This window comes from Novosphingobium sp. PhB55, from assembly GCF_004368805.1.
Taxonomy (GTDB): Bacteria; Pseudomonadota; Alphaproteobacteria; order Sphingomonadales; family Sphingomonadaceae; genus Novosphingobium.
On sequence record NZ_SODQ01000002.1, the window covers coordinates 122284 to 145741 of the forward strand.

The following is a 23458-nucleotide window of genomic DNA, read 5'->3' on the forward strand; positions in this document are numbered from 1 at the left end:
CCGCCGCAGGCCCGAATGCAGGCATGAATTCAGGCACGAACGCTATCGCCACTGTCTCGCTTCGCGGCACGCTTGAGGAAAAGCTGCAGGCGGCCGCCGATGCGGGCTTCGACAGCGTGGAGATCTTCGAGAACGACCTGATCGGCTCGGCCTTGCGCCCAGCCGAAGTGCGGCGCCGGATGGCCGACCTGGGCATCCACTGCTCGCTCTACCAGCCCTTCCGCGATTTCGAAGGCATGCCCGGCGAGATGCGCGCCCGCGCCATGGACCGGGCAGAGCGCAAGTTCGACCTGATGGGCGAACTCGGCACCGACCGCATCCTCGTCTGCTCCAACTGTTCGCCCCATGCGCTGGGCGAGCGGCAGCGCATCGTCGACGATTTCCGCGAACTGGGCGATCGCGCCGCCGCGCGCGGCATCCTGGTGGGCTACGAAGCCCTCGCCTGGGGGCGCCACGTCAACGACCACCGCGATGTCTGGTCGATCGTCAAGCAGGTGGACCATCCCGCCATCGGCATCATTCTCGACAGTTTCCATTCGCTCTCGCGCCGGATTCCCAGCGACAGCATCCGCGAGATCCCGGGCGAAAAGATCGTCTATGTGCAACTGGCCGATGCGCCGCTGCTCGACATGGACCTGCTCTACTGGAGCCGCCATTTCCGCAACCTGCCGGGGCAGGGCGGGCTGGACCTGCCGGGCTATGTCGCGGAAATCCTGCGCACCGGCTATGACGGGCCGCTCTCGCTGGAGATCTTCAACGACCGGTTCCGCTCGATTTCCTCGCGCCTGGTGGCGCAGGACGGGCATCGCGCGCTGGAATATGTGCGCGATGCGGCGAAACGCCTGCTCGGCCTGCCGACCACCATGCCTGCCGCCCAGCCGCCGCTCGCGGCCGAATTCGTCGAGTTCACGGCCAGCGGCGAGGATGTGGCGCGCCTTGGCGAGACCTTCCACACGCTCGGCTTCGCGCATATCGGCTCGCATCGCACCAAAAAGGTCGCGCGCTGGCGGCAGGGCAACGTCAACCTGGTGATCAATGCCGAGCCCAAGGGCTTCGCCAAGTCCTACCGCATCGTCCACGGCACCTCGATCTGCGCGATCGGCGTGCGGGTGAAGGATGCGGCCGCCGTGATGGAGCGTGCCGCCGCGCTGGGCATCCGCGCCTATAGCCCCGAGGGGCGCCCCGGCCGCATGGCCATGCCTGCGCTGCGCGGCGTCGGCGGCAGCCTGGTCTACCTCGTGGAGGACGACAGCGCCGAAGCGCTCTGGGCCCGCGAGTTCGAGGCGGTGCCGGTGGCGGACCTGACCGACGACGCCCGCGCCCGCTCGGTCGACCACCTTGCCGCCGTGGTCCACAACGACGAGTTCCTGTCCTGGCAGCTCTACTGGCGCGCGCTGTTCGGGCTGGAGGGCCGCGATGCCAACGATGTGATCGACCCCTCGGGCCTCGTCCATAGCCAGGCGCTGCAATCGCCCGACGGCGGGTTCCGCCTGACGCTCAATGCCTCTGACGCGCGCGAGACGCTGTCCTCGCGCTTCCTGGCACAGGGCATGGGCGGCGGCTTCCAGCATGTCGCGCTGGCCAGCGACGACTTGCTCGCCACGGCTGCGGCGGTGCGCGCGCGCGGCGCGGCCATGCTCGATATTCCCGAGAACTACTACGACGATCTCGTCGCCCGCTTCGGCTTCGACGGCCGGGTTGCCGCGCGCATGGAAGTGGCCGGGATGCTTTACGACGAGGATCTGGCGGGCCACGCCTATCGCCAGCTCTACAGCCGCGCGTTCGACAAGCTGTTCTTCTTCGAATTCGTCGAGCGCAGCGGGACTTATGCCGGCTACGGCGCGCCCAATGCCGGGATCAGGCTGGCGGCGCAGAACCGCTTCCGCGGCGTGGAGGACGCGGCCGGGTAGGAAGGGGCATTCGGCCCCCGGCGGCGGGTGTGATGCGCATTTTTGCCGAACCCGCCATCCCCTGCCGGTGGCCGGCGGTGGCGCGTCCGATACGGGCGGGGTGGTTTCGTCTCAGACCGCCTTGCTGGCCGCGGCGAAGTCCGCGAGCATGCGGTCCACGTCCGGTTCCAGGCCAGTGAAGCGCGCGAAGGCGTGGGCGGCCTGCATCACCGCCATGCCGCCGCCGTTCAGCGTGGCGCAGCCGATGGCCCTGGCGGCCTTGAGCAGCTCGGTTTCGAGCGGGAAGTAGATCACGTCCGAAACCCACATGTCGCGCGTGAGCAGGGCGGGGTCGAACGGCAGGCCGGGGTGGCTCTCCATGCCCACCGGCGAGCACTGGACCACGCCGTCGGCTTCCGCGATCGCTTCGGCCGCGGAGCCTGCGGCGATCACTTCGGCATCGGGGAACAGGGCGGCGAGGCGGCTGGCAAGCGCTTCGGCGCGTTCGGCGGCAGGATCGAAGATCGCCAGCCGCTCCGCGCCGAGGTCGAGATGGGCATAGCCCACGGCCGAAGCCGCGCCGCCGGCGCCGATCATCGCCACGCGCCCGCGCGGCAGCACGCCCAGCGCGGCGAGGAAGCTGGCGCGGTAGCCCGACCAGTCGGTGTTGTCGCCGATCAGGCGCCCGTCACGCAGGAGCACGGTATTGACCGCGCCCAGCTTGGCAGCGGCTTCCGACAGTTCGTCCATCAGCGGCAGGACCGCCTGCTTGAAGGGGTGTGTGACATTGGTGCCGTCGAAGCCGAGCGCGGCCAGCGTGTTCAGCAGGGGGCCGAGGTCATCCGCGCCGAAACCGATCACCTCGCTGTCGAGGATGCGGTAGGCCAGCGGCAGGCCCAGCGCCCTGGCCTCGGTCTCGTGCATGGCCGGGCTGCGCGAGCCGCCGATGCCCGAGCCGATCAGGCCGCAGATCGTCGAGGTGCCTGGCGCGGATGCGCGAAGCGAAGGGCGCGCGGCGGCCGGGAGCACGGGAGACTGGAACATGAGGCGGGTCCTTGAGAGCGGCAGAGGCGGGACGGCAGGGGGGATCGGCAGGGAGCGCGGCGTGAGAGCTTGGCTCAGGGCTGGCCGGGCATGCGGATCAGGGTGACGGCAAGGCCGGCCAGCACTGCCGGGACGGCGAAGATCGCGAAGATCGCCGAAAGCGGCACTTTCTCCGCCAGCAGCACGCCGCCCAGCATCGGGCCGATCACCGCGCCGATGCGGCCGATGCCCATCGCCCAGCCCAGTCCGGTGCTGCGGACTTGCGGCGGGTAGAAGCTGGTGGCCAGCGGATAGCAGCCGTTGAAGCCGCCCTGGATGAAGGCGCCGATGAAGAAGGCGGTGAGCAGGGTGGCGGCGATGGTCATGGACACCGCGCCGAACACGACGAGGGCGGCCGCGGCGAGCACCATGTAGAGCAGGATCAGGCGGCGCAAGTCGATGCGGCTGGCGATCAGGCCGATCGAGGTGATGCCGATGAAGGCGCCGATGTTGTAGACTGCGCCCGCGTAGATCGCCTGGGTGGCGGGAAGCCCGGCCTCCACGGCGAGCTTGGGGATCCAGCTGATGACGAAGTAGAGCGTCATGAAGCCGAAGATCGTGGCGGTCCACAGCAGGATCGTGCCCGAAGTGCGTCCTTCGCCCAGCACACCGCGCAGGCCCACCGAATGGGCTTCGGCCTGGCGGCGCTCGGGCAGGGCCTCCAGCGTCGGGCGGCCGAGCGAGGCGAGCAGGCGGTTGGCCTTGGCCAGCGCGCCCCTGGGCTGGTGGGCCAGCAGGAAGTCCACCGATTCGGGCAGCAGCGTCCAGACCAGCGGCAGGGCCAGCAGGCAGAGCGTCGCCGCGCCGAGCAGCATGGCCTGCCAGCCGTGAGCGTCGATCTGGTGAGCGACGATGAAGCCGGTGATGGTTGCGCCGACCGGGTATCCGGCCTGGAGGAAGCCCACGGCGAACGTGCGGTGGCGGGCCGGGGCATATTCGGCCGTCAGCGCGGCCATGCTGGCCAGCACCGTGCCGATGCCGATGCCCACCACGAAGCGCGAGAGGATGAGTTCGGCGATCGAGGCCGCCAGGGCCGATCCGAACATGGCCACCGTCATCATCACCAGCGAGGCGATGATCAGCTTGCGGCGGCCGAACCTGTCGGCCAGCGGCGCGATCAGCAGCCCGCCCGCGGCCATGCCGGCCAGGCTGGAGCTGAACACCACGCCCAGGCTTTCCGGGCTGACTTTCCAGTCGGCGGAAAGGGCGGGGGCGACGTAGGAGAGGATGAGCACGTCCATGCCGTCCAGCATGTTCAGCAGGAAGCAGATGGCGACCACGAGCACTTGCCGCGGCGTCCAGCCGTCGACGTTCTGCGAAGCGGATTCGCCGACAGTCACGTAAGGACGCACGGACACCGATCCGGCGGCGGAATAGCTGGCCATGGTAACGCCTTTCCCATCCTCAGCGGCGCTTGCATCGCGCCTGTTGTCGTCCGGCGGCCCGGCGCCGGGACATTCGTGAACCTTTCGGGCCGGAACCTGGCGGTCCAAACCTTTGCGAGCGGGATCACGGTGTTTGATCCGGGGGCGCTTTGCCAGACATTGCGGGACTGTGACTTATAGCGTTATGTTATGGGAGATGCCTCTTGGGAGGTTCATCAGCATGTTGCGGGCGATCTCCTCGAAGGTCTCGCCCACCAGGGTTCGCGCCACGTCCAGGTTGCGGCTGACATAGACCGGCAGCAGGCCCGGCGACTCGAACTCCAGGAAGCGCACGGTCTCGGCATGGGGCTGCATGGCGGTGAAGCTGTCCACCAGCGCGATGCCCATGCCGTGAGCGACGAAAGCCACGGCCGTTTCTGCAAAGCGGATATAAGTGGAGACTTCCAGCTGCTCGCCGGCTTCCTCGTACATCCTGGCGATGATGCGGCCATGGGGCGTATCTTCCCGGAACGACTGGATCGGCTCTCCGCCCAGGTCCGCCACGGTGATCCGCTCGCGGTCGGCCAGGCGATGGCCGGCCGGCACGGCGCAGACCATGCGGCCGTTGCCGATGCGGCTGGACAGGACATTGGGGTGATCGATGGGAAACACCGTCAGCGCATAGTCGCCGCGCTGGAGCGCCAGCCAGTCGTCCGCCTGCTCCACCGAGAGGATGTCGAACTGGATGGTGAGGCCGGGGTAATTGGTGGTCAGGCGCGAGAGCATCTGCGGCACCACCGAATGGCCCAGCGAGGGAGAGGCGCCAAGGCGGAAGGTGCGATCCTCGCCCTTGGCCAGGCGGCGCACGACATGCTCCAGGTCGTTGAAACCCTTGTAGATCTGCTCGATCTCCTCGAACAGCACGCGGGCTTCGGACGTGGGCACCAGCCGGCCGCGCGTCCGGTCGAACAGGCGGAAGTGGAGCTTGTCCTCCATATGGCCCAGCATGCGGCTGAGGCCGGGTTGCGACGTGCCCAGCATGCGCGCGGCGCCGCTCACCGTCTTGGTGATCATCACCGCGCGGAAGATCTCGATCTGCCTGATGGTCAGCATGGTTCCGGCTAGCACGCGCCGGAGCCCGCGCCAACCGGCGTCATGGGCCGCCGGTCAGCGGCGGCCCCGGCCTGTCAGGGCCTGCGGCGCCCGCGAACGAGATAGAGCGCGCCGCCCAGCAGGTTCCAGCACAGGCAGGCCAGCAGGGTCTTGGTGGGCAGGCTGGCGAAGAGATAGAGGCAGCCGAGGATGGTCGCGCTGCCCACCACGATGCCGGCAGGCACGCGGAAGGGGCGGGGCGCGTCCGGCTCGCGCTTGCGCAGGACGATCAGGCAGGTACCCACCGCGGCGAAGGCGATCAGCGTGCCGGCATTGGCCAGCGCCGCGATTTCCGAGATCGGCAGCACGCCGGCCAGGATCGCCACGATCACCGCCGTCATCGTCGTCACCCTCAGCGGTGTTCCGCGCGAGGAGAGCTTCGCCAGCGAGGCGGGCAGGAAACCGTCGCGCGCCATGGCCAGGAAGATGCGGCTCTGGCCGTAGAGGAAGCCCAGCAGCACGGTCGGCAGCGCGATCACGGCAGCCACCGCGACGATATGCGCCACCGGCGCGCGGCCCATTTCGCGCAGGATCAGCGCCAGCGGCTCCGGGCTGTCGGCAAAGCGGGTGAAGGGCATGGCGCCGATCGCGGCGGCGGCGACGAGGACGTAGACGAGCGTGCAGATCGCCAGCGATCCGATGATGCCGATCACCAGGTCGCGGCTGGGATTGCGCGTCTCCTCGGCGGCGGTGGAGATGGCGTCGAAGCCGTAGAAGGCGAAGAAGATGATCGCGGCGGCGGCCATGACCCCGCGCTCGACACCGTCCGGGCTCATCGACTTGCCGAAGCCGAAGGGCATGAAGGGTTCGAGGTTCGCCGCGTCGAAGGCGGGCAGCGCCACGGCCACGAACAGGCTGAGGGTGAGTATCTTGATGACCACCAGCACGGTGTTCACCCGCGCGCTTTCCTTCGTGCCGAAGGCCAGCAGGCCCGCAACCACGGCGATGATGACGATGGCAGGCAGGTTGACCAGCCCGCCCAGCTCCGGCCCCTGGGTAAGCGCCTTGGGGAAGCCCACGCCCTGCAGCAGCGGCGCGGCATAGCCCGACCAGCCGACCGCCACGGTGGAGACCACCAGCGAATATTCCAGGATCAGGCTCCAGCCCACGATCCAGCCCACCGTACCGCCCAGCACCTTGTGGCTGTAGCTGTAGGCGCTGCCGGCGGTGGGCATCATCGTCGACAGTTCGGCATAGGCGAGCGCGGCGCAGGCGCAGATGGCGCCGGCAATGGCGAAGGACAGCAGCACCGCCGGTCCCGCGCGGTCCGCCCCCACGCCGATCAGCGTCAAGATGCCGGTGCCGACGATGGAGCCGACCCCCAGCGCAAGCAGGTGCGGCCATGACAGTGTCTTGGGGAGGGCAGCCGGCGCCGTGGCGGGAGCGGTCATGGCAGTCTTTGTCCTTCTCGGGTCGTGGTTCGATCTAGCACTCGCAGGCGCACGCGCAAGTTCGCTCGCTTCCGGCCTATCCGCGGCAGAGGCTCTATCATCGATAATGTCGATGCAAATAGATCAAATCAATTCATTTCAGCGATGCTCACCGATGTGCGAGAGGCGGGTTCGAGAAGAGAAGATCGGGCTGCACGAATCCGGGTGAGAGCGATGACCGAAAGGCCGGACACGGCCTGATGCAAGCCGGCGGGGCGATCCCGCGGACTTGCCCGGCGGCATCGACGCTCCTGCTGCCACTCGATCCTCTCCGGCCTTGACCGAGGAGTTTCTGAGCATGTCCGGCAGGACGACACCCGCAGCCCCGCTCGTTCCGGACTTGAACGTCCTGGTGATCGGCGGCGGCATTGGCGGCCTTTCCGCGGCCATCGCGCTGCGCCGCAAGGGACACCGCGTCACCGTGATCGAGCGCGATCCCACCTGGTCGGTCTACGGGGTGGGCATCATCCAGCAGTCCAACGTGGTGCGCGCCATGGACCAGCTCGGCGTGCTCGATGCCTTCCTGGACGCCGCCTGTGGCTTCGACGCGGTGGAGATCTACATTCCGGACGGCAGCCGCGTCGCCCGCATTCCCACGCCCACCCTGGTCGAGGGCAAGCCGGCCAACGTCGGCATCGGCCGCCGCGCCTTGCAGAAAGTGCTGGGAGACAGCGTGAGGGCGCTGGGCGCCGAAATCCGTCCTGGCGTAACGGCCGAGACGCTCGATCAGGACGAGACCGGCGTATCGGTGCGCTTTTCCGACGGCGGAGAGGCGCGCTACGATGTCGTGATCGGCGCGGACGGCGTCTATTCGCAGACTCGCCGCACGGTCCTGCCCGAGGCGGAAAGCCCCGAATTCACCGGGCAGTCGGTCTGGCGCTACAACTTCCCGCGACCCGAGGGGCTCGACGCTCTCCACGTTTACAACGGCCCGACCGGGGTGGGGCTGGTGCCGATGTCGGCCGAGACCATGTACATGTACGCGACGACGCCGGAGCCGGACAATCCGCGCTATCCGGTCGAGGGTCTGGCCGCGACGATGCGCGCGAAGCTGGGGCAGACCGCACCGGCGATCCGCGCGCTGGCCGAGGCGATCACCGAGGATGCCGAGGTCGTCTACCGCCCGCTGGAAGGCATGATGGTCCATGGGCCCTGGCACGCCGGACGCGTCGTCCTGCTGGGCGATGCCGTCCACGCCACCACGCCGCACCTGGGGCAAGGCGCGGGCATGGCGATCGAGGATGCGATCGTGCTGGCAGAGGAACTCTCCGCTCATGCTGATCCGGAAGCGGCCTTCGAGGCTTACCGGGCCCGCCGCTACGACCGCTGCCGCTACATCGTCGAGGCCTCGCTGGCGATTTGCCACGGCCAGATCGGCAAGGGGCCGCCCGTCGACAACCACAAGGCCACCGCGGAGATGTTCGCAGTGGTCAGCCAGCCCATTTGACCATTTCATGCAGGGAATTGCAGCCATGAGCCGAGTGACCGAAATCCGCTACGTCGGATATGGCGTCGAGGACTTCGACGCCGAACGCACATTCTACACCGAGGACTGGGGCCTGGTGGAAGTCGGCGCGAACGAGGACTTCGCGTGGTTCAAGACGCACGGGCATGACGAGCATCACGTCGTGCGCCTCCACAAGTCGGATGCCAACCATGTGGAAGTGATCGCTTTCGCCGCCGACACGCGCGAAGACGTGAATGCCCTGCACGACAAGGTCGTGGCGGCCGGCTGCAAGGTGATCTTCGCCCCGCGCGAAATCGATGCGCCGGGCGGCGGCTATGCCTTCCGCTTCTTCAGCCCTGACGGCCTGCCTTTCGAGATTTCGGCCGATGTCGAAACGCTGGGCAAGCGGGCGATGGAGCGCTGGGAAGGCATGCCGGTGAAGATCAGCCACATCGTCATGCACTCGCCCGATCATCAGGCGCTGGTGGGCTTTTTCACCGATGTGCTGGGCTTCAAGGTGAGCGACTGGCTGGGTGATTTCATGTGCTTCCTGCGCTGCAACGAAGCCCATCACCGCGTCGCCATCCTGCCCGGGCCGCCGTGCCTCAACCATGTGGCCTACGACATGCTCTCGGTCGACGACATGATGCGCGGCGTCCACCGCCTGAAGCAGCGCGGCACCGATTTGCGCTGGGGGCCGGGTCGCCACACCGCGGGCAACAATACCTTCAGCTACTTCACGACGCCCGCCGGCTTCGCGGTCGAATATACGTCCGAGCTGGAGGAGGTCGATTTCGAGACGCACCAGCACAAGGTGCATATCCCCGGCCCGCAGGTCATGGACCAGTGGGGCATCGGCGTCGGCGGTCCGCAGACAATGCCGCATCCCGCGCCCGATGCGCGCCTGTTCCAGCCGGCGGACGCCTGATGAAGCGGGGCCTGTCGGTCGCGGCCCTTGCGGCCTGCGCTCTCGCGCTGGTCTCGGCCCGCGCGCCGGAGACGCTGACGACGCGCAACCGCGCGGTCGTGACCGATTTCGCCCGGCTCTTCTACACCGAGCGCAAGGTACGCGCGGCCTTCGAGCGCTACGTCGCGGCGGACTATATCCAGCACAACCCCGCGATCCTCGACGGGCGGGAGGCGGCGATCGCCATGCTGGAGCCGAAGTTCTCCGCGCCCGGCGCCTCGTTCGACGTGAAGCGGATCCTCGTCGATGGCGACATGGCGATGATCCACCTTCGCGGCCGCCCTTCGCCGGACAATCCCGGCGGGGCGGTGGCCGACATCTACCGCCTGAAGGACGGCAGGATCGTCGAGCACTGGGACGTGCTCCAGCCGATCCAGACGCAGACCGTCAATCCGCACCCCTATTTCTGATTACAGGAGCCCCCCTTGGCCCTCTTCGAATACTTTCCAAACTACATCTGGAATCTCTCGGTATCGATCGCGATGGAATCGGGCGCGCAGCTCGGTGAGATCATCGACATGTGCCAGCCGATCCGCGACGCGGCGGCAGGCGGCGCCGATGCCGGCACGCCGCAGTTCATGAAGGCCTGGGCGGCGATGGGCGACAAGCTGCTGGAACTCGCCGCCGAGGACGAGGCGAAGGGCCGCAAGTTTTCGGCCTCGAACAAGCTGGAGCGCGCCTCGCTCTACCTCATCACGGCAGAGCGGATGCAGGGCCACGGCCATCCCGGACGCAAGGAAACCTATGCCCGCGCACGCGCGGCGTTCGACCGCTCGACCGCGCTGGGCAAGCTGAACCGCGAACGGGTGGAGATTCCGCTGGAGGCAGGCACGATGCCGGCGCTGTTCACCCGCGCGCCGGGAGCAGGCCGCAAGCCGGTGGTGGTGTTCTGCAACGGCCTCGATAGCTGCAAGGAACTGCTCTACTGGACGCGCCTGCCGCAGGAACTGGCGCGCCGGGGCATCTCCACCCTCTGCGTCGACCAGCCCGGTTCGGGCGAGGCGCTGCGCCTGCAGGACCTGCCTGTCGATCCGCATTCGGAAAGCTGGGCGAGCAAGGCAGTGGACTGGCTGGAGCAGCAGGCGGATGTCGATCCGGCGCGCATCGGCATGACCGGCATCTCGCTTGGCGGCCATTTCGCGCCGCGCGCGGTGGCGTATGAGCCGCGCTTCGCCTCGGGCGCGGTCTGGGGCGCCAACCACAACTGGCGCGAAGTGCAGGACAAGCGCATGGCGCGCGAGGGCGAGAATCCGGTGCCGCATTACTGGGCGCACGTCCACTGGGCCTTTGGAGCCGAGGATCAGGACGATTTCCTGGCGAAGTCCGAAGCGATGAACCTCAATGGCCATATGGACCGCATCAAGGTGCCGTTCCTCGTCACGCACGGCGCCAAGGACCGCCAGATCAGCGTGGATTATGCCGAGGATCTCCACGACCAGCTCGTCAACTCGCCCCGCCGCGAGAAGGTGATTTTCACGCCCCGCGAAGGCGGTGTCGAACACGTCGGTGCCGACAACATGGCTTATGGCCGCGACCTGATTTCGGACTGGTTCGCCGAGACGCTCGGAGGAGAAACCGCATGACCCGCCGCTTTGTCGACCTCTCGATCTCGCTCTGCAACGACGTGGTCAGCGATCCGCCGTTCCTGAAGCCGGAGATCACGTACCAGACCCACATGGACACCGCGCCGGAGCTGGACATGTTCTTCCCCGGCGTCACCGCCGAGGACACGCCCGACGGCGCCGGTTTTGCCGCGTCCGAATGGGTGAAGCTGACCACCCACAGCGGCACGCACCTCGATGCGCCCTATCACTTCCACCCGACCATGAACGGCAAGGATGGAGAGCCAGAGCGTTCGATCACGATCGACGAAGTGCCGCTGGAATGGTGTTTCCAGTCCGGCGTGAAGCTGGATTTCCGCCATTTCCCCGATGGCTATGTGGTCACGGCGAAGGACGTGGAAGAGGAACTCGTCCGCATCGGCCATGACCTCAAGCCGCTCGACATCGTCCTCGTCAACACCGCCGCCGGCAAGGCGTTGGGGGAACCCAACTACGTCAATCGCGGCTGCGGCATGGGTTACGAGGCTACGATGTACCTAACCGAACGCGGTGTGCGCGTGACCGGCACCGATGCCTGGTCGTGGGATGCGCCGTTCAGCTATACCGCCGAAAAGGTGAAGGAAACCGGCGATACCTCGCTCATCTGGGAAGGCCACAAGGCGGGCCGCGACATCGGCTACTGCCACCTCGAAAAGCTGCACAACCTGGAAGTGCTGCCGGGGCATGGCTTCACCGTCTCGTGCTTCCCGCACAAGATCAAGGGCGCTTCGGCTGGCTGGACGCGCGCCGTCGCGATCTTCGAGGACTGACCATGCGTCTTGCCACGGTGGAAAACGGGCGCCCCGATGGTGCGCTGATCGTCGTGTCGCGCGACGGCGCGCGCTGGCTGGCGACGCCGGGGCTGACCCTGCTCTCCGCGATGGAGGACTGGGCCGCAGCCGAGCCTGCCTTGCGCAAGCTTGCGGACATGCTGGAGGCAGGCGGCGGCGGGACGCTCGACCCCGCCCGCCTTCGCGCGCCCTTGCCGCGGTCCTGGCAGTGGCTGGACGGATCGGCCTTCGGCACGCACGGCGAACTCATGCAGATCGCCTTCGGTCTGCCACCCGTCGATAGCGACCGGCCGCTGATGTACCAGGGGATGTCGGACCGCTTCCACGGCCCCCACGACCCGGTACCTTTCGCAGACCCCGCCCACGGCATCGATTTCGAGGGCGAATTCGGCGTGATCGTCGATCACGTGCCGATGGGGACGCCAGCCGCCGACGCGCTGAAGCACGTCCGGCTCGTCGTCCAGATCAACGACTGGTCGCTGCGCACGATCGCGCCGGTCGAGATGAAGACCGGCTTCGGCTGGGTCCAGGCCAAGCCCGCTTGCGCCATGGCGCCTTTCGCGGTGACGCCCGGGGCACTGGGCCCGGCTTGGCGGGACGGCCGGGTCTGCATGGACCTGCTGGTCGACCTCAATGGCCGGCGCTTCGGCGCGGCAAGCGGCGCCGCGATGGACTTCGGTTTCCACGACCTCATTGCCCATGCCGCCCTGACCCGCGATCTGGTCGCAGGCACGGTGATCGGGTCGGGCACCGTGTCCAACGCCGATTATGCGCGAGTGGGATCGAGCTGCATCTCCGAAGTCCGCGCCATCGAGATCATTCGCGACGGCAAGCCCGCCACCCCGTTCATGGTCCACGGCGACCGGGTCCGCATGGCAGCCTGCGACAGCACCGGCTGGATGCCCTTCGGCGTCATCGACCAGGCCGTGGTCCTGAAGGGAAGCCGGCCGGGCTGAGAGGCGCCCGGCGGCGGTATTCTTGCCGCTTGCAAACCATTACCTAAAAAGCGCAAGAATCCGTGCGTTCATTTGGCAATCGTTTTCCGCTTTCACGGGCCTTACAAGAACAGTCCTGCAAAAGAACCTCTTCGGTTGTAATTCCGGCGAGTCCGAAACTGACGCCTTTCTTCCACTCTATAAAGCCTGATGGATATCTCGTCCGGCTGGAATTCCCGCCGCTCGGGCGACAACTCAGGGGTGGGGGAATCCGAATGGAATGGTTCAAGGCCAACGCGCCGATCAGACTGAAATTACTTATCGCTTTCAGTAGCTTCGTCATCCTCGTCGGACTGTCGGGAGGCGCCGGGCTGCTGGTGGGCGAAAGTGCCGCGCACTGGGTGGCGCTGGGCGCGACCGCGCTGGCGGTGGTCCTGGCCGTGGCCTACCGCGAGGCGATCGCCGGGCCTTACGTCACCACCGTGGTGCGCATGGAGGGCCTGGCTTCGGGCGATCTCGATAGCCCGATCGAATTCACGCACTACCGCGACTGCGTCGGCCGCCTGACCCAGGCGATGTTCCAGTTCCGCGCGACCGCGCAGGCGGAAATCGCCTCGAACGGCGAGGCGCAGCGCAATTCCGCCGTCGTGCAGGGCATGGCCGAGAACTTCCGCCGCTTGTCCGAAGGCGACCTTTCCTGCGATATCGTCGAGGACTACCCGGCCGAATACGCCGCGCTCAAGGCCAGCTTCAACGAAGCCCTGGCCAGCCTGCGCGGCCTGCTCGGCTCGGTGAAGGCCAGCACCCAGAACAGCCTCACCGGATCGCGCGAGATCGCCCAGGCCTCCGAGGACCTGGCCCGCCGCACCGAGGGCAACGCCGCCAGCCTGGAGCAGACCGCCGCGGCGATCCAGCAGATCGACGACCGCCTGCGTGCCACGGCGCAGGCCGCCTCGCGCTCGCTCTCCACGTCGGAACAGGCGATGGGCGCGGTACTGGAAGGCCGGGCGCGCACGGACGCCGCAGTCCAGGCGATGAACCGCGTGAGCGATAGCGCCAAGGGCATCGACGGCGTGATCGAGGGTCTCGACAAGATCGCCTTCCAGACCCGCGTGCTCGCCATGAACGCGGCGGTAGAGGCCGGCCGGGCCGGCGATGCCGGGCGCGGTTTCGCGGTGGTGGCGGACCTTGTCTCGGCCCTCGCCATGCGCGCCGAAGAGGAATCGAAGCGTGCCCGCGACCAGCTGGGCGTGACCCAGACCGACATCGAGGCGGCGGTCGATGCCGTGGAGAAAGTGGACTCCGCGTTCGGCGTCATCTCCTCCTCTGGCGAGGAAGTGACCCGGCTTGCGGGCCAGATCGCCGCCGACAACGACGCGCAGGCCGCGGCGATCGGTGAAATCAATACGGCAGTGGGGGCCATGGACCACGCCACCCAGCAGAATGCGGCGATGGTCGAGGAAACCTCCGCCGCTGCTCGCAATCTGACCTCGGAAATCGCCGCACTGGCGGCCGAGGCCGATCGTTTCCGGATGGGACCGGCGACCCCGGGCCTGCGGCTGATCGCGCGCCACGGCTGAGCGGTTCCACCGCGGATACGCGAAGGCTCCCCGGTCGGTGCGACCGGGGAGCCTTTTTTCGTCAGCGCCGTATCAGTCAGATATTTATCAGCGCCAGGCCCCTATCAGCGCCAGGCCAAGCCGAGCGCCTTCTGGATGGCCACGTAATCCGATGTGAGCGCGGCGCGGGCCGTCACCAGGTTCTGCTCGGCGCTGCTGCGGTCGCGGCGGGCGTTGAGCATGGCGACGCGGGTGGCGGTGCCGGACTGGAAGCGCTGGTCGGTGAGGCTCTCCGCCATCGCCGCCTTGTCGCGCGCGCGGGCCAGCGCGGCCACGGTGATGCGGCCTTCACGGTAGCGCGCCAGCGAATCCTCGGCATCGCGCAAAGCGGTCAGCACGGTGCCGCGGTAGCGGGCCTCGGCCTCGTCGCGCACGGCTTCGGACTGGTGGACCTTGGCCTTGCTGCGGCCGAAGTCGAGGAAGCTCCAGCTCAGTTGCGGGGCGGCAAGGGCGGTGAAGTCGTCCAGCTTGCCAAGGTCGCTGATCTTGGTGCCGCCGATGCCGATCAGGCCCATGAACGAGAGGCGCGGGAAGCGCGCGGCTTCGGCCTGGCCGATCTTGGCGGTATCGGCGGCAAGCTCACGCTCGGCCGCGCGGATGTCGGGACGGTTGGCGATCAGCCGCGCGGGATCGCCCACGGGCACTGTCGCGGGCGGCAGCGGGATCTCCCCGGCGGCGGCCAGGGCAGCGTCGAGCGCGCCGGGTTCCTGCGCGGTCAGCACCGCCAGCGCGTTCATGTAGGCGTCGCGCTCGGCAGCGAGCGGGGCGATCTGGGCGCGGGCAGAGGCGAGCTGGCCTTCGGCCTGGGCCACTTCCATCGCGGTTGCGGTGCCGCGTTCGAGCCGCTGGCGCGTGAGGGTGAGCGCCTCTTCCTGCCAGGCGATCGACTGCTGGCCGAGCGCGATGCGCTGCTGACGGTCGCGCAAGTCGAGGTAGGACTTGGCGACATTGGCGGCGATGCTCACCTGTACGTCGGCCAGGCTGGCCTCGGCGCCCTCGATGCCGGCGCGCGCGGCTTCCACCGCACGGCGCTGGCCGCCGAACAGGTCGACTTCCCAACTGGCGTTGAAGCCCAGGTTGTAGAGGTTGAGGTCGGTGCCGCTGCTGCCCCCGCTGCTGTCGCTGCCGCCGCTGCTGTCGCTGCCGTCGCTGCTGCCGAAAGCCACGCCGGGGACATGGGCATGGGCGTACATGGCCGAGGCGCTGACCTTGGGCGCGAGGTTGGCGCGTTCCTCGCCCAAGGCGGCGCGGGCCTGGCGCAGGCGCGCCTCGCCGGCCTTGACGTCGGTATTGCCGGCCAGGGCGCGGGCGATCAGATCGTCGAGCAGCGGATCGCCAAGCGGCTTCCACCAGTCGGCGACCGGCGGCGCGGCCGTGACCGCACCGGCATCGGCGCGCACGAAGGCGGCGGCCGTGGCGCCGTCGGAGGCGGCCCTGGGCGGGCCGGCATAGTCGGGACCGACCGTGCAGCCGGCGAGAGTGGCCGTCAGAGCCCCGGTCATCAGGGGCAGCAGAAGGATGGAACGCATGGTTTTCCTCAATGTCCGGTCGCCAGCGGCGCATTCTTGGGCAGCGGGCGAAGGAACAGAACGAGCGGAATGACGAAGACGATGCCCACCGACATCATCCAGAACATGTCGGCATAAGTCATCGTCAGCGCCTGGATCTGGATGGTCGATTCCAGCGATCGCAGCACGCCCGGTCCCTGCGCGGCGACATAGTCCTGCACGGAGACCGAATTGGCGTTGAGCGTTTCTTCCAGGCGCCGGGCGTGGAGCCAGAGGCGCTGGTCCTGGATCACCGCGATGCCGGCCAGGGCGAAGGAACCGCCCAGGTTGCGCGCCGCGTTGTAGAGGCCCGAGGCATCGCCCGCCTCTTCCCTGGGCACCGAGCGGATCGCCGCCTGGTTCAGGAACATCATGCAGAACACCGTGCCCATGCCGCGCATGAGCTGGGATTCCACGAAGTCCGCGCCGTCGGAAAGCGGCGTCAGCCCGGTCTCCAGCAGGGCGCTCAGCGCCAGTACGGAGAGGCCGAAGCCGACGGAGAGGCGAATGTCGACGTTGCGGATCAGCCAGGGCGTAATCGGCATCATCAGCATGACCGGGATGCCCGAAAGCATCACCACCTGCCCCGATTGCAGCGAATTGTATCCGGCGATCGTCGAAAGGAACTGCGGGATCACGTAGGACGTGCCGTAGATCACCATGCCCACCACGGTGACCATGGCGACGACGCTGCCGAATTGCCGGTTCAGCAGGAGCTTGAGCTGGATCACCGGCTTGCGCGCGAAAATCTGGCCCAGCGCGATCAGCACCATCCCGAAGACCGATACCGCCGTCAGCGAGATGATGAGACCGGAGGAGAACCACTGCTCGCGCTCGCCTTCCTCCAGCACCACGGTCAGTCCGCCCAGGCCGAGGGCCAGGCCGAGAATGCCCATCCAGTCCGCCTCGCGGATGAGGCCGAGGTTGGATTTCTGGTGCGGGATGGCCACCAGCAGCAGCGTCGCCAGCGCGATGCCGACCGGCAGGTTGAGGAAGAAGGCATAGTGCCAGCTGACGTTCTCGGTCAGCCAGCCGCCCAGCACCGGGCCGACCACCGGCCCGAGCAGCGCGGTCGCGCCGAACAGGGCATTGCCGATCGGCTGCTGGGCGCGGGGCAATCGTGTCGCCACGATGGTCATGGCGGTGGGGATCAGCGCGCCGCCCGTGAAACCCTGGCCCACGCGGCCGACGATCATCATCGGCAGCGTGGTCGAAAGGCCGCACATGATCGAGAACAGGGTGAACAGCGCCGAGGCGACGAGCAGCAGGGTGCGAAGGCCCAGCAGGCGTTCAAGCCAGCCGGACAGCGGAATGATGACGATTTCGGCCACGAGATAGGCCGTGGCGATCCAGGTGCCTTCGGTACCGCTGGCGCCGATCTCGCCCTGGATCGTGGGCAGCGAGCTGTTGACGATGGAGACGTCCAGCGTCGCCATCAGCGCGCCCAGCGTGCCCGCGGCCACGGCCAGCCAGGCGGCGGCATCGGCGCGCTGCTCGGTTTCCGGCGGCGCCGGCGGTTCGGCCGGCGACCGGGCCGGGGACGAAACGGAAGCGGATCGGCTCACCGGTTATCGTCCCGGCGTGCCTTTTCCTGCTTGGCCACGGCGCCCTGGGTGCCCTTGGCGGCCAGGGTGTCGACCGTGACGGTGACCGAAAGGCCGGGCACGAGGACGCGGCGCGCCTCGGGTCCGGCGTCGATGGCGATGCGCACGGGCACGCGCTGGACGATCTTGGTGAAGTTGCCGGTCGCGTTCTGGGGCGGCAGCAGGGAGAACTGCGCGCCCGTGCCCGGCGAGATGGATTCGACGTGGCCGCGGATCCTGGTGCCGTCCAGCGCGTCCACCTGGATGGTCGCGGGCTGGCCGGCGTGCATCAGGCCGATCTGCGTTTCCTTGAAGTTGGCGGTGACGTAGAGCTTGGTCAGCGGCACCACCGACATCAGGCGGGTGCCGGCCTGCACGAACTGCCCGGTGCGCACGGTACGGTCGCCGATGCGGCCGTCGATGCTGGCCTTGAGCACGGTGGAGCCGACATTGACATGGGCGGCGGCCAGCTGGGCGCGGGCGGCTTCGCCCTGAGCCTCGGCCTGGCGGATCTGGGCCTTGAGCGAACCGATCCGGCGCTCGGCCGAAAGCACGGCGGCGCGCTGCGCATCGGCGGCGGCGCGGGCCTTGGCAGCCTGGTTCCGCAACGAGGCGAGCTGCTGCTTCGTCTCGGCGCCGCTGGCGGCCAGCGGGGCATAGCGAGCGGCCTCGCGCTCGGCGTAGCGGGCGTCTTCCTCGGCCGAGGCCAGCTGGGCGCGGGCCTGGGCGATGCCGGCTTCCTGCTCGCCGATGCCGGCGCGCACGTTATCGGCATTGGCCTTGGCGACGTCGATCTGCGCCTGGTACTGCTCCGCCTGGGCATTGTAGTCGCGCGGGTCGATGCGGACGAGCGGCTGGCCGGCCTTCACGTCCTGGTTGTCGCCGACGAGCACGTCCTCGACATAGCCGGAGATCTTGGGCGAAATGGTGACCGCGTCCGCCTGGATATAGGCGTCGTTGGTGTCCTGAAGGTACTTGCCCCGCGTTTCGTAGTGAAGCAGCCAGGCGCCGCCCGCGACGATCACCACCAGCACCCCGACGAACAGCGCACGGCGCACGCCCGGGCGCTTGAGCGCGGAAGGCCGATTCGCGGTTTCGGCTGCCGGGGAGGTGCCGGATTCGCTGTCGGGGGCATTCTGGGGACCTTCGTGCGACCCGCTCACATCGTTTGCCATCAATCGTTACTCATGCCTTATTGCTGCATCGCAGCAGTGATGGACATGCACTTGCACCCGCGCGGAGCATATGGCAATGGCATTTGATATGGTCCCACACTATTTCTCGACATGAGCATCCAGCAGGAAGTCCTCGAACAGATGCGCGATCTGCATCTGCGCATGCACCGGCTCTTCAATGACCGGATGCGGGCGCATGGGGCGTCGCTGGCGCAGCTCAAGCTGCTGTTGCTGATGGAAAGATGCGGCGCGATGCGTTCGACCGACATTGCCGACGCGCTGGGTCAGGCGCCGCGCACGGTAACCGAGGCGATCGACGGGCTGGAGCGGGATGGGCTTGTGGCGCGGAGCCCCGATCCCAGTGACCGGCGGGCGAAGCGGATCAATCTGACGGAAGCGGGGCGCGCGGTCATCCGCGAGGTGGAACCGCACCGGGATGCCTTCGCAGCGCAGTTTTTCGAGGTCCTGGGCGATGAGGACCTGAACACGTTCCTGTCTATCCTGAGAACCTTGAACGACCGGATGATCGAGATGGGCGCGCCCAGTACGCTCGACAACGGCGCGCTGGACAACCGGGGATCTCCGGAAGGTTCAGGCCAATCAGGTCAATAGCAGTATCGTCACGAGTGCGAGGCTACCGGAACAGCACACCGCAGCGCACAATACCTTGAACTCGCAGACGCAAAATACGGATTCCAGACGCTCCATATCGCTCTCCTATCGGTACCGCTCTTTGGCGGTTGCGCGCAGGATACCACTTCGGCGTCCGGGGAGGAAGAGAACATCGTTCTGCGGCGATGATTACCTGCACGAAATATGGGTTTATCGCCTGCGCGAAAAGTCCCGCCTTTCTAATCCTTCATTCCAGCGTTTGACGATGGCCGCGCGGGGCCGCTTGGGCTAAGGATGCCGGACCGGAGGCTGCATGGCCGCCGCGCCACATGATTTCAGGCCGACCCCGGCCTCATCGCCTCCTTTCGACCGCTTAGGCAGGGAACCGACCATGAAGCCGACTACGCTCACCCGCTTTCTGATAGAACAGCAACGGGAGCCCAATTCCGCCTGTCCCGCCGAACTGCGCCTCCTGATCGAGACCGTGGCCCGCGCCTGCAAGGTGATTGCCCAGGCGATCTCCAAAGGTGCCCTGGGCGACGTGCTCGGCAGCCTCGGTTCCGAGAACGTCCAGGGCGAAGTGCAGAAGAAGCTGGACGTGATCGCCAATGACCTCCTGGTCGATGCGAACGAGTGGGGCGGCCACCTGGCGGCCCTGGCCTCCGAGGAAATGGAGACGATCCACCGCATCCCGGGCCGGTACCCTAAGGGCGAATACCTGTTGCTCTACGATCCCATCGACGGTTCCAGCAACATCGACGTCGATCTCTCGGTGGGCACGATCTTTTCCGTGTTCAAGGCGCCGGAGGGTGCTTCGGGCCGTGAAGTGACCGAGGAGGATTTCCTCCAGTACGGCCGCGAGCAGGTTGCCGCCGGCTATGCCATCTACGGCCCGCAGACCATGCTGGTCCTGACCATCGGCAACGGCGTCTACGAATTCACGCTCGACCGCGAAGTGGGCGCCTGGCGCATGACCGACGGTCCGCTCCGGATCACCCCGGGCAATCCCGAAGTGGCGATCAACATGGCGCGCCGCAGCCAGTGGTCGCCCGGCATCTCGCGCTACGTGGACGAACGCGTGGGCTGCATCGACGGTCCGCTGGCCGGGCAGTACAACATGCGCTGGACCGGCTCGATGGTGGCCGACGTCCACCGCATCCTCAAGCGGGGCGGCGTGTTCCTCTACCCCTCGGACTACGCCAAGCCGGGCAAGGCGCGCCTGCGCCTGCTCTATGAAGCCAACCCGATGGCCATGCTGATCGAGCAGGCCGGCGGCGCGGCCACCGATGGACGCGAGCGTATCCTGGATGCAGAGGCCGTGGGCCTGCACCAGCGCATCGGCGTGGTCCTGGGCGATCCCGAGGAAGTGGCGAAAGTCCGCGAACTGTCGCTGGAAATGGATCTTCAGGCAGCCCCGGTCACCTGAAGTCCGCCAAAGGCATGAAAAAGGCCCCGGTCGCAGCAGCGGCCGGGGCCTTTTTCTTGGTGGGACAGCGGGTGGTTATCCGCGCTGGCTCATCTGGCGTTCGGCGCGCTGGGGCACCTGCGCCCGGTCATCGGCGTAAGGCATGATGAGCCGTCCGTCCGGTGCGGCGGTATATGTCGTCTGCGTCGGATAGGGGATGGAGATGCCCTCGGCCGCGAAACGCTTCATGATGGAGACCAGCAGGCGGTCGCGCAGCGGATGCGCCACCGACCAGTCCGCGCCGGGCACGTCGACCAGCAGCGCGAAATCGAGCGAGCTGGGGCCGAACGTCTCGAACCCGGCGCGCGCGGGCTTGCCGCCGACTTCCTCCACCAGTTCCCTCAGGATGCCGGGGATCCGTTCCAGCGTTTCCGCCGGGGTCTCGTAGGCGACGCCGATGGTGAAGGGCAGGCGGATGTGATCCCGCTTGGTGACGTTGAGGATCTCCGTGTCCAGCAGGTTCTTGTTGGAGATGATGCGCAGCTCGCCGGTATAGGCGCGGATGCGGGTGGATTTGAGGCCGATCGCCTCGATCACGCCGGTGCTGCTGCCGAAGCTGATCTGGTCGCCCTTGCTGAAGGGCCGGTCGAAGATGATGGCCAGCGCCGCGAACAGATCCGCGAAGATGCCCTGCGCCGCCAGGCCGATGGCGATGCCGCCGACACCGAGGCCCGCGACGAGGCCGGTCACGTTGACGCCCAGGTTGTCCAGCAGGACCACCGTGGCGACCGCGAAGACCACCACGCTCACCAGCAGCCGGATCAGGCCCATGGCATTGATGATCGTCTCGCCCTGGAAGTGCTCGCTGGCGGTCTTGTGCTCGATCGTGCCGAGAATGAACTCGCGCGCCCAGATCGCGCCCTGCAGGACGGCGGCGATGGTGAACAGGAATGTCACCAGCCGGTCGAGCGCGGGCGGGGTCTGGGCATAGTTGTCGACCACCTTGATGGCGGTCATGACGATGAAGTAGTTGGTGGTCTTGGTCACCACCCGGCCGACCACCGTCAGCCAGGCGCCGCGCGACTGGCCGGGGCGGCAGAGGCGGTTGCCCAGCCGCCGCAGCGCGTAGAGCGCCGTGACGATGCCGATGGCGATGGCACCGGCGATGATGATCTGCAGCCAGTAGGTCTGGAACCAGTTTACCGTGGCATTGGTCAGATCGTGGATCTGTGCCTGCACGTCAGGGGGAGCATGCCGGGCCGAAGCGGCTGTGGACGTGGAGGCGGCGGGGGTGGGGGTGCTTGCAGCCATCAATACTCTTCGTTCTGCTGAGCGCATCGGCGGGCCGCTCCGCGTGACGGGGCGATCCGGCCGACCAGGCGACCCACGACGCCCTGCGTCCTGTGCGGCGCAGGCTCGGCGCAGGATGGTTCAACGATCGTGCCGGCGGGATTGTTCCCGGCCGCGCGACGCCCCGAGTAGAGAGGTGCGGCGGGCTGCGTCAACCGCGGGGGGCGAGCGGGAGGGGGCAGCGCCGCCCTCCGCCCTCGGCCCCCGTCGCCCGCTCCGCCCGCCCCGCCGCCGCGAGCCGGCCCGGCGGGCACCCGGCGCCCATTCGCGCGTTGGCGGCGAAGGGGGATCTTTCCTCAAGGAGGCCGCGCCGATGCCAGAGCCGTTTCCCGAAGATCGTCTCGTCTTCGTTCCCGACGATGTCGACCTCTCGCGCTCGCCGCTGGCGGGCCATCTCGATGCCGAGACTTACGTGCTGGGCGCCTTCAATCCGGGCCTCACCCGGCTGCCGGGCGGCAACCTGCTGATGATGGTACGCGTGGCCGAGGCGCTGCGCGATCCGATCCGGGACGGCCATGTCCACGCTATCCGCTGGGAGGGCGAGGAAGGCGAACCGGGCGGCTATGTGCTGGATGCCTGGCCGCTCGAACACGCCGACACCGCCGATCCGCGCAAGTTCATGCTGCGGGGCGGTGGCTGGAAGGTCATGGCCCTGACCTCGCTGTCCTGGCTCTTGCCGGTGGAACTCGACGCCGCGGGGTTGGAAGTGGTGGCCGTCCATTACGACCGCGCCGTGGCGCCGCGCAGCAGCCTCCAGTGCTACGGCGTGGAGGACGCGCGGATCAGCAAGGTGGGCGAGGGCTGGCTCATGACCACGTGCTCGGTCAGCCCGGAGCGCCACTCCACCACGCTCTACAGTTCGGAAAACGGGCTGGACTGGCAGTTCGAGGATATCGTGCTGGACCACCAGAACAAGGACATGCTGATCTTCGAGGGGCTGATCGGCGGGCACTACTGGGCGCAGACGCGGCCGCTGGGCGATCTCTACTTCGCGTATCCGCCCGGCAGCGAATGGCGCGCGGGACCGTCGATCAACCTGGCCCATTCGCCGGACGGGCTGTTCTGGAAGCCCTGCCGCCGCCCGGGCATCCGCCCCCATGCCGCCACGGTCGCCACCGCGCGCATGGGCGGCGGCGCGCCGCCGGTCCTGACCGACGAGGGCTGGCTGACGCTCTGGCACGGGGTCGAGCCCAAGGAGATCGTCGGCATCTATCGCACGTACTGGTCGATTCTCGACCGGGAGGATCCCTCCCGCGTATTACGGACGGACGACCGGCCGTTGATCGAGGCGAACCCGGACCTGACTCACCCGCTGGAAGCCCAGATGTACCTGCGCGACGTTGTTTTCACGACGGGAATCGCGGACGCGGGCGATCACTATGTCGTGGCCTCGGGCGAGGCCGATCTCGCCTGCCGCATCACCCATGTTCCCAAGTCGCGTTTCCGGGCGGGATGAATGCGACGAACGGAGCGCCGCGCGGCGGAACCGGCCCTCTTTTCGCGGTTTA

General features: G+C 67.7%; 19 protein-coding genes. 11 read left to right on the forward strand and 8 right to left on the reverse strand.

Annotation, left to right across the window (positions count from 1 at the left end; all coding sequences use genetic code 11):
* Positions 1-23: 23 nt before the first annotated feature.
* Positions 24-1910 (forward strand): sugar phosphate isomerase/epimerase and 4-hydroxyphenylpyruvate domain-containing protein, encoded by a 1887-nt coding sequence (locus EDF57_RS05065; protein WP_134093337.1) that lies wholly within the window; start codon positions 24-26, stop codon positions 1908-1910.
* Positions 1911-2021: 111 nt separating this feature from the next.
* Here EDF57_RS05065 and EDF57_RS05070 read toward each other — a convergent pair whose 3' ends face one another.
* The 4 genes from EDF57_RS05070 to EDF57_RS05085 all read right to left on the reverse strand — a co-directional run bounded on the left by EDF57_RS05070 (position 2022) and on the right by EDF57_RS05085 (position 6879).
* Positions 2022-2933 carry a shikimate dehydrogenase gene (locus EDF57_RS05070; RefSeq protein ID WP_134093338.1) on the reverse strand — a complete coding sequence of 304 codons (912 nt, stop codon included), beginning with the start codon at positions 2931-2933 and terminating at the stop codon, positions 2022-2024.
* A 74-nt stretch (positions 2934-3007) separates the two neighbouring features.
* A complete protein-coding gene (locus tag EDF57_RS05075; protein ID WP_132267701.1) occupies positions 3008-4357 on the reverse strand; it encodes an MFS transporter in 1350 nt (449 codons plus the stop codon).
* A 174-nt stretch (positions 4358-4531) separates the two neighbouring features.
* Positions 4532-5449, reverse strand: coding sequence for a LysR family transcriptional regulator (locus EDF57_RS05080; protein ID WP_132267699.1), 918 nt, complete (start codon positions 5447-5449; stop codon positions 4532-4534).
* A gap of 74 nt (positions 5450-5523) precedes the next feature.
* Positions 5524-6879: an amino acid permease gene (locus EDF57_RS05085; protein WP_134093339.1), complete on the reverse strand. Its 1356-nt coding sequence runs from the start codon at positions 6877-6879 to the stop codon at positions 5524-5526.
* A gap of 337 nt (positions 6880-7216) precedes the next feature.
* Here EDF57_RS05085 and EDF57_RS05090 point away from each other — a divergent pair, with 337 nt between their 5' ends.
* The 7 genes from EDF57_RS05090 (at position 7217) to EDF57_RS05120 (ending at position 14239) form a co-directional block, all read left to right on the forward strand.
* Positions 7217-8365: an FAD-dependent oxidoreductase gene (locus EDF57_RS05090; RefSeq protein WP_134093340.1), complete on the forward strand. Its 1149-nt coding sequence runs from the start codon at positions 7217-7219 to the stop codon at positions 8363-8365.
* 25 nt (positions 8366-8390) lie between these two features.
* Positions 8391-9293: a VOC family protein gene (locus EDF57_RS05095; protein WP_134093341.1), complete on the forward strand. Its 903-nt coding sequence runs from the start codon at positions 8391-8393 to the stop codon at positions 9291-9293.
* Complete coding sequence (locus EDF57_RS05100; protein WP_134093342.1) at positions 9293-9742, forward strand: nuclear transport factor 2 family protein; 450 nt, start codon at positions 9293-9295, stop codon at positions 9740-9742. The genes EDF57_RS05095 and EDF57_RS05100 overlap by 1 nt, the downstream gene beginning before the upstream one ends.
* Positions 9743-9757: 15 nt before the next feature.
* A complete protein-coding gene (locus EDF57_RS05105; RefSeq protein WP_134093343.1) occupies positions 9758-10915 on the forward strand; it encodes an alpha/beta fold hydrolase in 1158 nt (385 codons plus the stop codon).
* On the forward strand, positions 10912-11703 hold the full coding sequence (locus tag EDF57_RS05110; protein ID WP_134093344.1) for a cyclase family protein: 792 nt from the start codon (positions 10912-10914) through the stop codon (positions 11701-11703). Before EDF57_RS05105 ends, EDF57_RS05110 begins: the two co-directional genes overlap by 4 nt.
* A 2-nt stretch (positions 11704-11705) precedes the next feature.
* Positions 11706-12680: a fumarylacetoacetate hydrolase family protein gene (locus tag EDF57_RS05115; RefSeq protein WP_134093345.1), complete on the forward strand. Its 975-nt coding sequence runs from the start codon at positions 11706-11708 to the stop codon at positions 12678-12680.
* Positions 12681-12934: 254 nt separating this feature from the next.
* Positions 12935-14239, forward strand: a complete 1305-nt coding sequence (locus EDF57_RS05120; RefSeq protein WP_132267684.1) for a methyl-accepting chemotaxis protein — start codon at positions 12935-12937, stop codon at positions 14237-14239.
* A gap of 104 nt (positions 14240-14343) precedes the next feature.
* Here EDF57_RS05120 and EDF57_RS05125 read toward each other — a convergent pair whose 3' ends face one another.
* From EDF57_RS05125 to EDF57_RS05135, 3 genes are read right to left on the reverse strand one after another with little or no spacing between them, the layout of a single operon-like run.
* Positions 14344-15807, reverse strand: a complete 1464-nt coding sequence (locus EDF57_RS05125) for an efflux transporter outer membrane subunit (RefSeq protein ID WP_134093346.1) — start codon at positions 15805-15807, stop codon at positions 14344-14346.
* A gap of 8 nt (positions 15808-15815) precedes the next feature.
* Positions 15816-17390 (reverse strand): MDR family MFS transporter, encoded by a 1575-nt coding sequence (locus tag EDF57_RS05130; protein WP_132267681.1) that lies wholly within the window; start codon positions 17388-17390, stop codon positions 15816-15818.
* On the reverse strand, positions 17387-18583 hold the full coding sequence (locus EDF57_RS05135; RefSeq protein ID WP_134093347.1) for an HlyD family secretion protein: 1197 nt from the start codon (positions 18581-18583) through the stop codon (positions 17387-17389). Before EDF57_RS05135 ends, EDF57_RS05130 begins: the two co-directional genes overlap by 4 nt.
* 111 nt (positions 18584-18694) lie before the next feature.
* Between EDF57_RS05135 and EDF57_RS05140 the strand changes: the two genes are divergently transcribed.
* Positions 18695-19195 carry a MarR family transcriptional regulator gene (locus EDF57_RS05140; RefSeq protein WP_134093348.1) on the forward strand — a complete coding sequence of 167 codons (501 nt, stop codon included), beginning with the start codon at positions 18695-18697 and terminating at the stop codon, positions 19193-19195.
* Between the two features lie 391 nt (positions 19196-19586).
* Positions 19587-20621, forward strand: a complete 1035-nt coding sequence (locus EDF57_RS05145; RefSeq protein ID WP_132267676.1) for a class 1 fructose-bisphosphatase — start codon at positions 19587-19589, stop codon at positions 20619-20621.
* 75 nt (positions 20622-20696) lie between these two features.
* Here the strand turns inward: EDF57_RS05145 and EDF57_RS05150 are convergent, their stop codons facing one another.
* Positions 20697-21911, reverse strand: coding sequence for a mechanosensitive ion channel family protein (locus EDF57_RS05150; RefSeq protein WP_132267674.1), 1215 nt, complete (start codon positions 21909-21911; stop codon positions 20697-20699).
* A 352-nt stretch (positions 21912-22263) separates the two neighbouring features.
* Between EDF57_RS05150 and EDF57_RS05155 the strand changes: the two genes are divergently transcribed.
* Entirely contained in the window at positions 22264-23406 is a 1143-nt protein-coding gene (locus EDF57_RS05155) for a glycosidase (RefSeq protein WP_134093349.1), read from the forward strand.
* The last annotated feature ends 52 nt before the right edge of the window (positions 23407-23458 follow it).

Coding starts and splice junctions, on each gene's coding strand:
- EDF57_RS05070 (WP_134093338.1), bottom strand. CDS start 2,933: ATGTTCCAGTCTCCCGTGCTCCCGGCCGCCGCGCGCCCTTCGCTTCGC.
- EDF57_RS05080 (WP_132267699.1), bottom strand. CDS start 5,449: ATGCTGACCATCAGGCAGATCGAGATCTTCCGCGCGGTGATGATCACC.
- EDF57_RS05140 (WP_134093348.1), top strand. CDS start 18,695: ATGAGCATCCAGCAGGAAGTCCTCGAACAGATGCGCGATCTGCATCTG.
- EDF57_RS05095 (WP_134093341.1), top strand. CDS start 8,391: ATGAGCCGAGTGACCGAAATCCGCTACGTCGGATATGGCGTCGAGGAC.
- EDF57_RS05110 (WP_134093344.1), top strand. CDS start 10,912: ATGACCCGCCGCTTTGTCGACCTCTCGATCTCGCTCTGCAACGACGTG.
- EDF57_RS05100 (WP_134093342.1), top strand. CDS start 9,293: ATGAAGCGGGGCCTGTCGGTCGCGGCCCTTGCGGCCTGCGCTCTCGCG.
- EDF57_RS05150 (WP_132267674.1), bottom strand. CDS start 21,911: ATGGCTGCAAGCACCCCCACCCCCGCCGCCTCCACGTCCACAGCCGCT.
- EDF57_RS05125 (WP_134093346.1), bottom strand. CDS start 15,807: ATGCGTTCCATCCTTCTGCTGCCCCTGATGACCGGGGCTCTGACGGCC.
- EDF57_RS05065 (WP_134093337.1), top strand. CDS start 24: ATGAATTCAGGCACGAACGCTATCGCCACTGTCTCGCTTCGCGGCACG.
- EDF57_RS05120 (WP_132267684.1), top strand. CDS start 12,935: ATGGAATGGTTCAAGGCCAACGCGCCGATCAGACTGAAATTACTTATC.
- EDF57_RS05115 (WP_134093345.1), top strand. CDS start 11,706: ATGCGTCTTGCCACGGTGGAAAACGGGCGCCCCGATGGTGCGCTGATC.
- EDF57_RS05090 (WP_134093340.1), top strand. CDS start 7,217: ATGTCCGGCAGGACGACACCCGCAGCCCCGCTCGTTCCGGACTTGAAC.
- EDF57_RS05155 (WP_134093349.1), top strand. CDS start 22,264: ATGCCAGAGCCGTTTCCCGAAGATCGTCTCGTCTTCGTTCCCGACGAT.
- EDF57_RS05075 (WP_132267701.1), bottom strand. CDS start 4,357: ATGGCCAGCTATTCCGCCGCCGGATCGGTGTCCGTGCGTCCTTACGTG.
- EDF57_RS05085 (WP_134093339.1), bottom strand. CDS start 6,879: ATGACCGCTCCCGCCACGGCGCCGGCTGCCCTCCCCAAGACACTGTCA.
- EDF57_RS05135 (WP_134093347.1), bottom strand. CDS start 18,583: ATGGCAAACGATGTGAGCGGGTCGCACGAAGGTCCCCAGAATGCCCCC.
- EDF57_RS05145 (WP_132267676.1), top strand. CDS start 19,587: ATGAAGCCGACTACGCTCACCCGCTTTCTGATAGAACAGCAACGGGAG.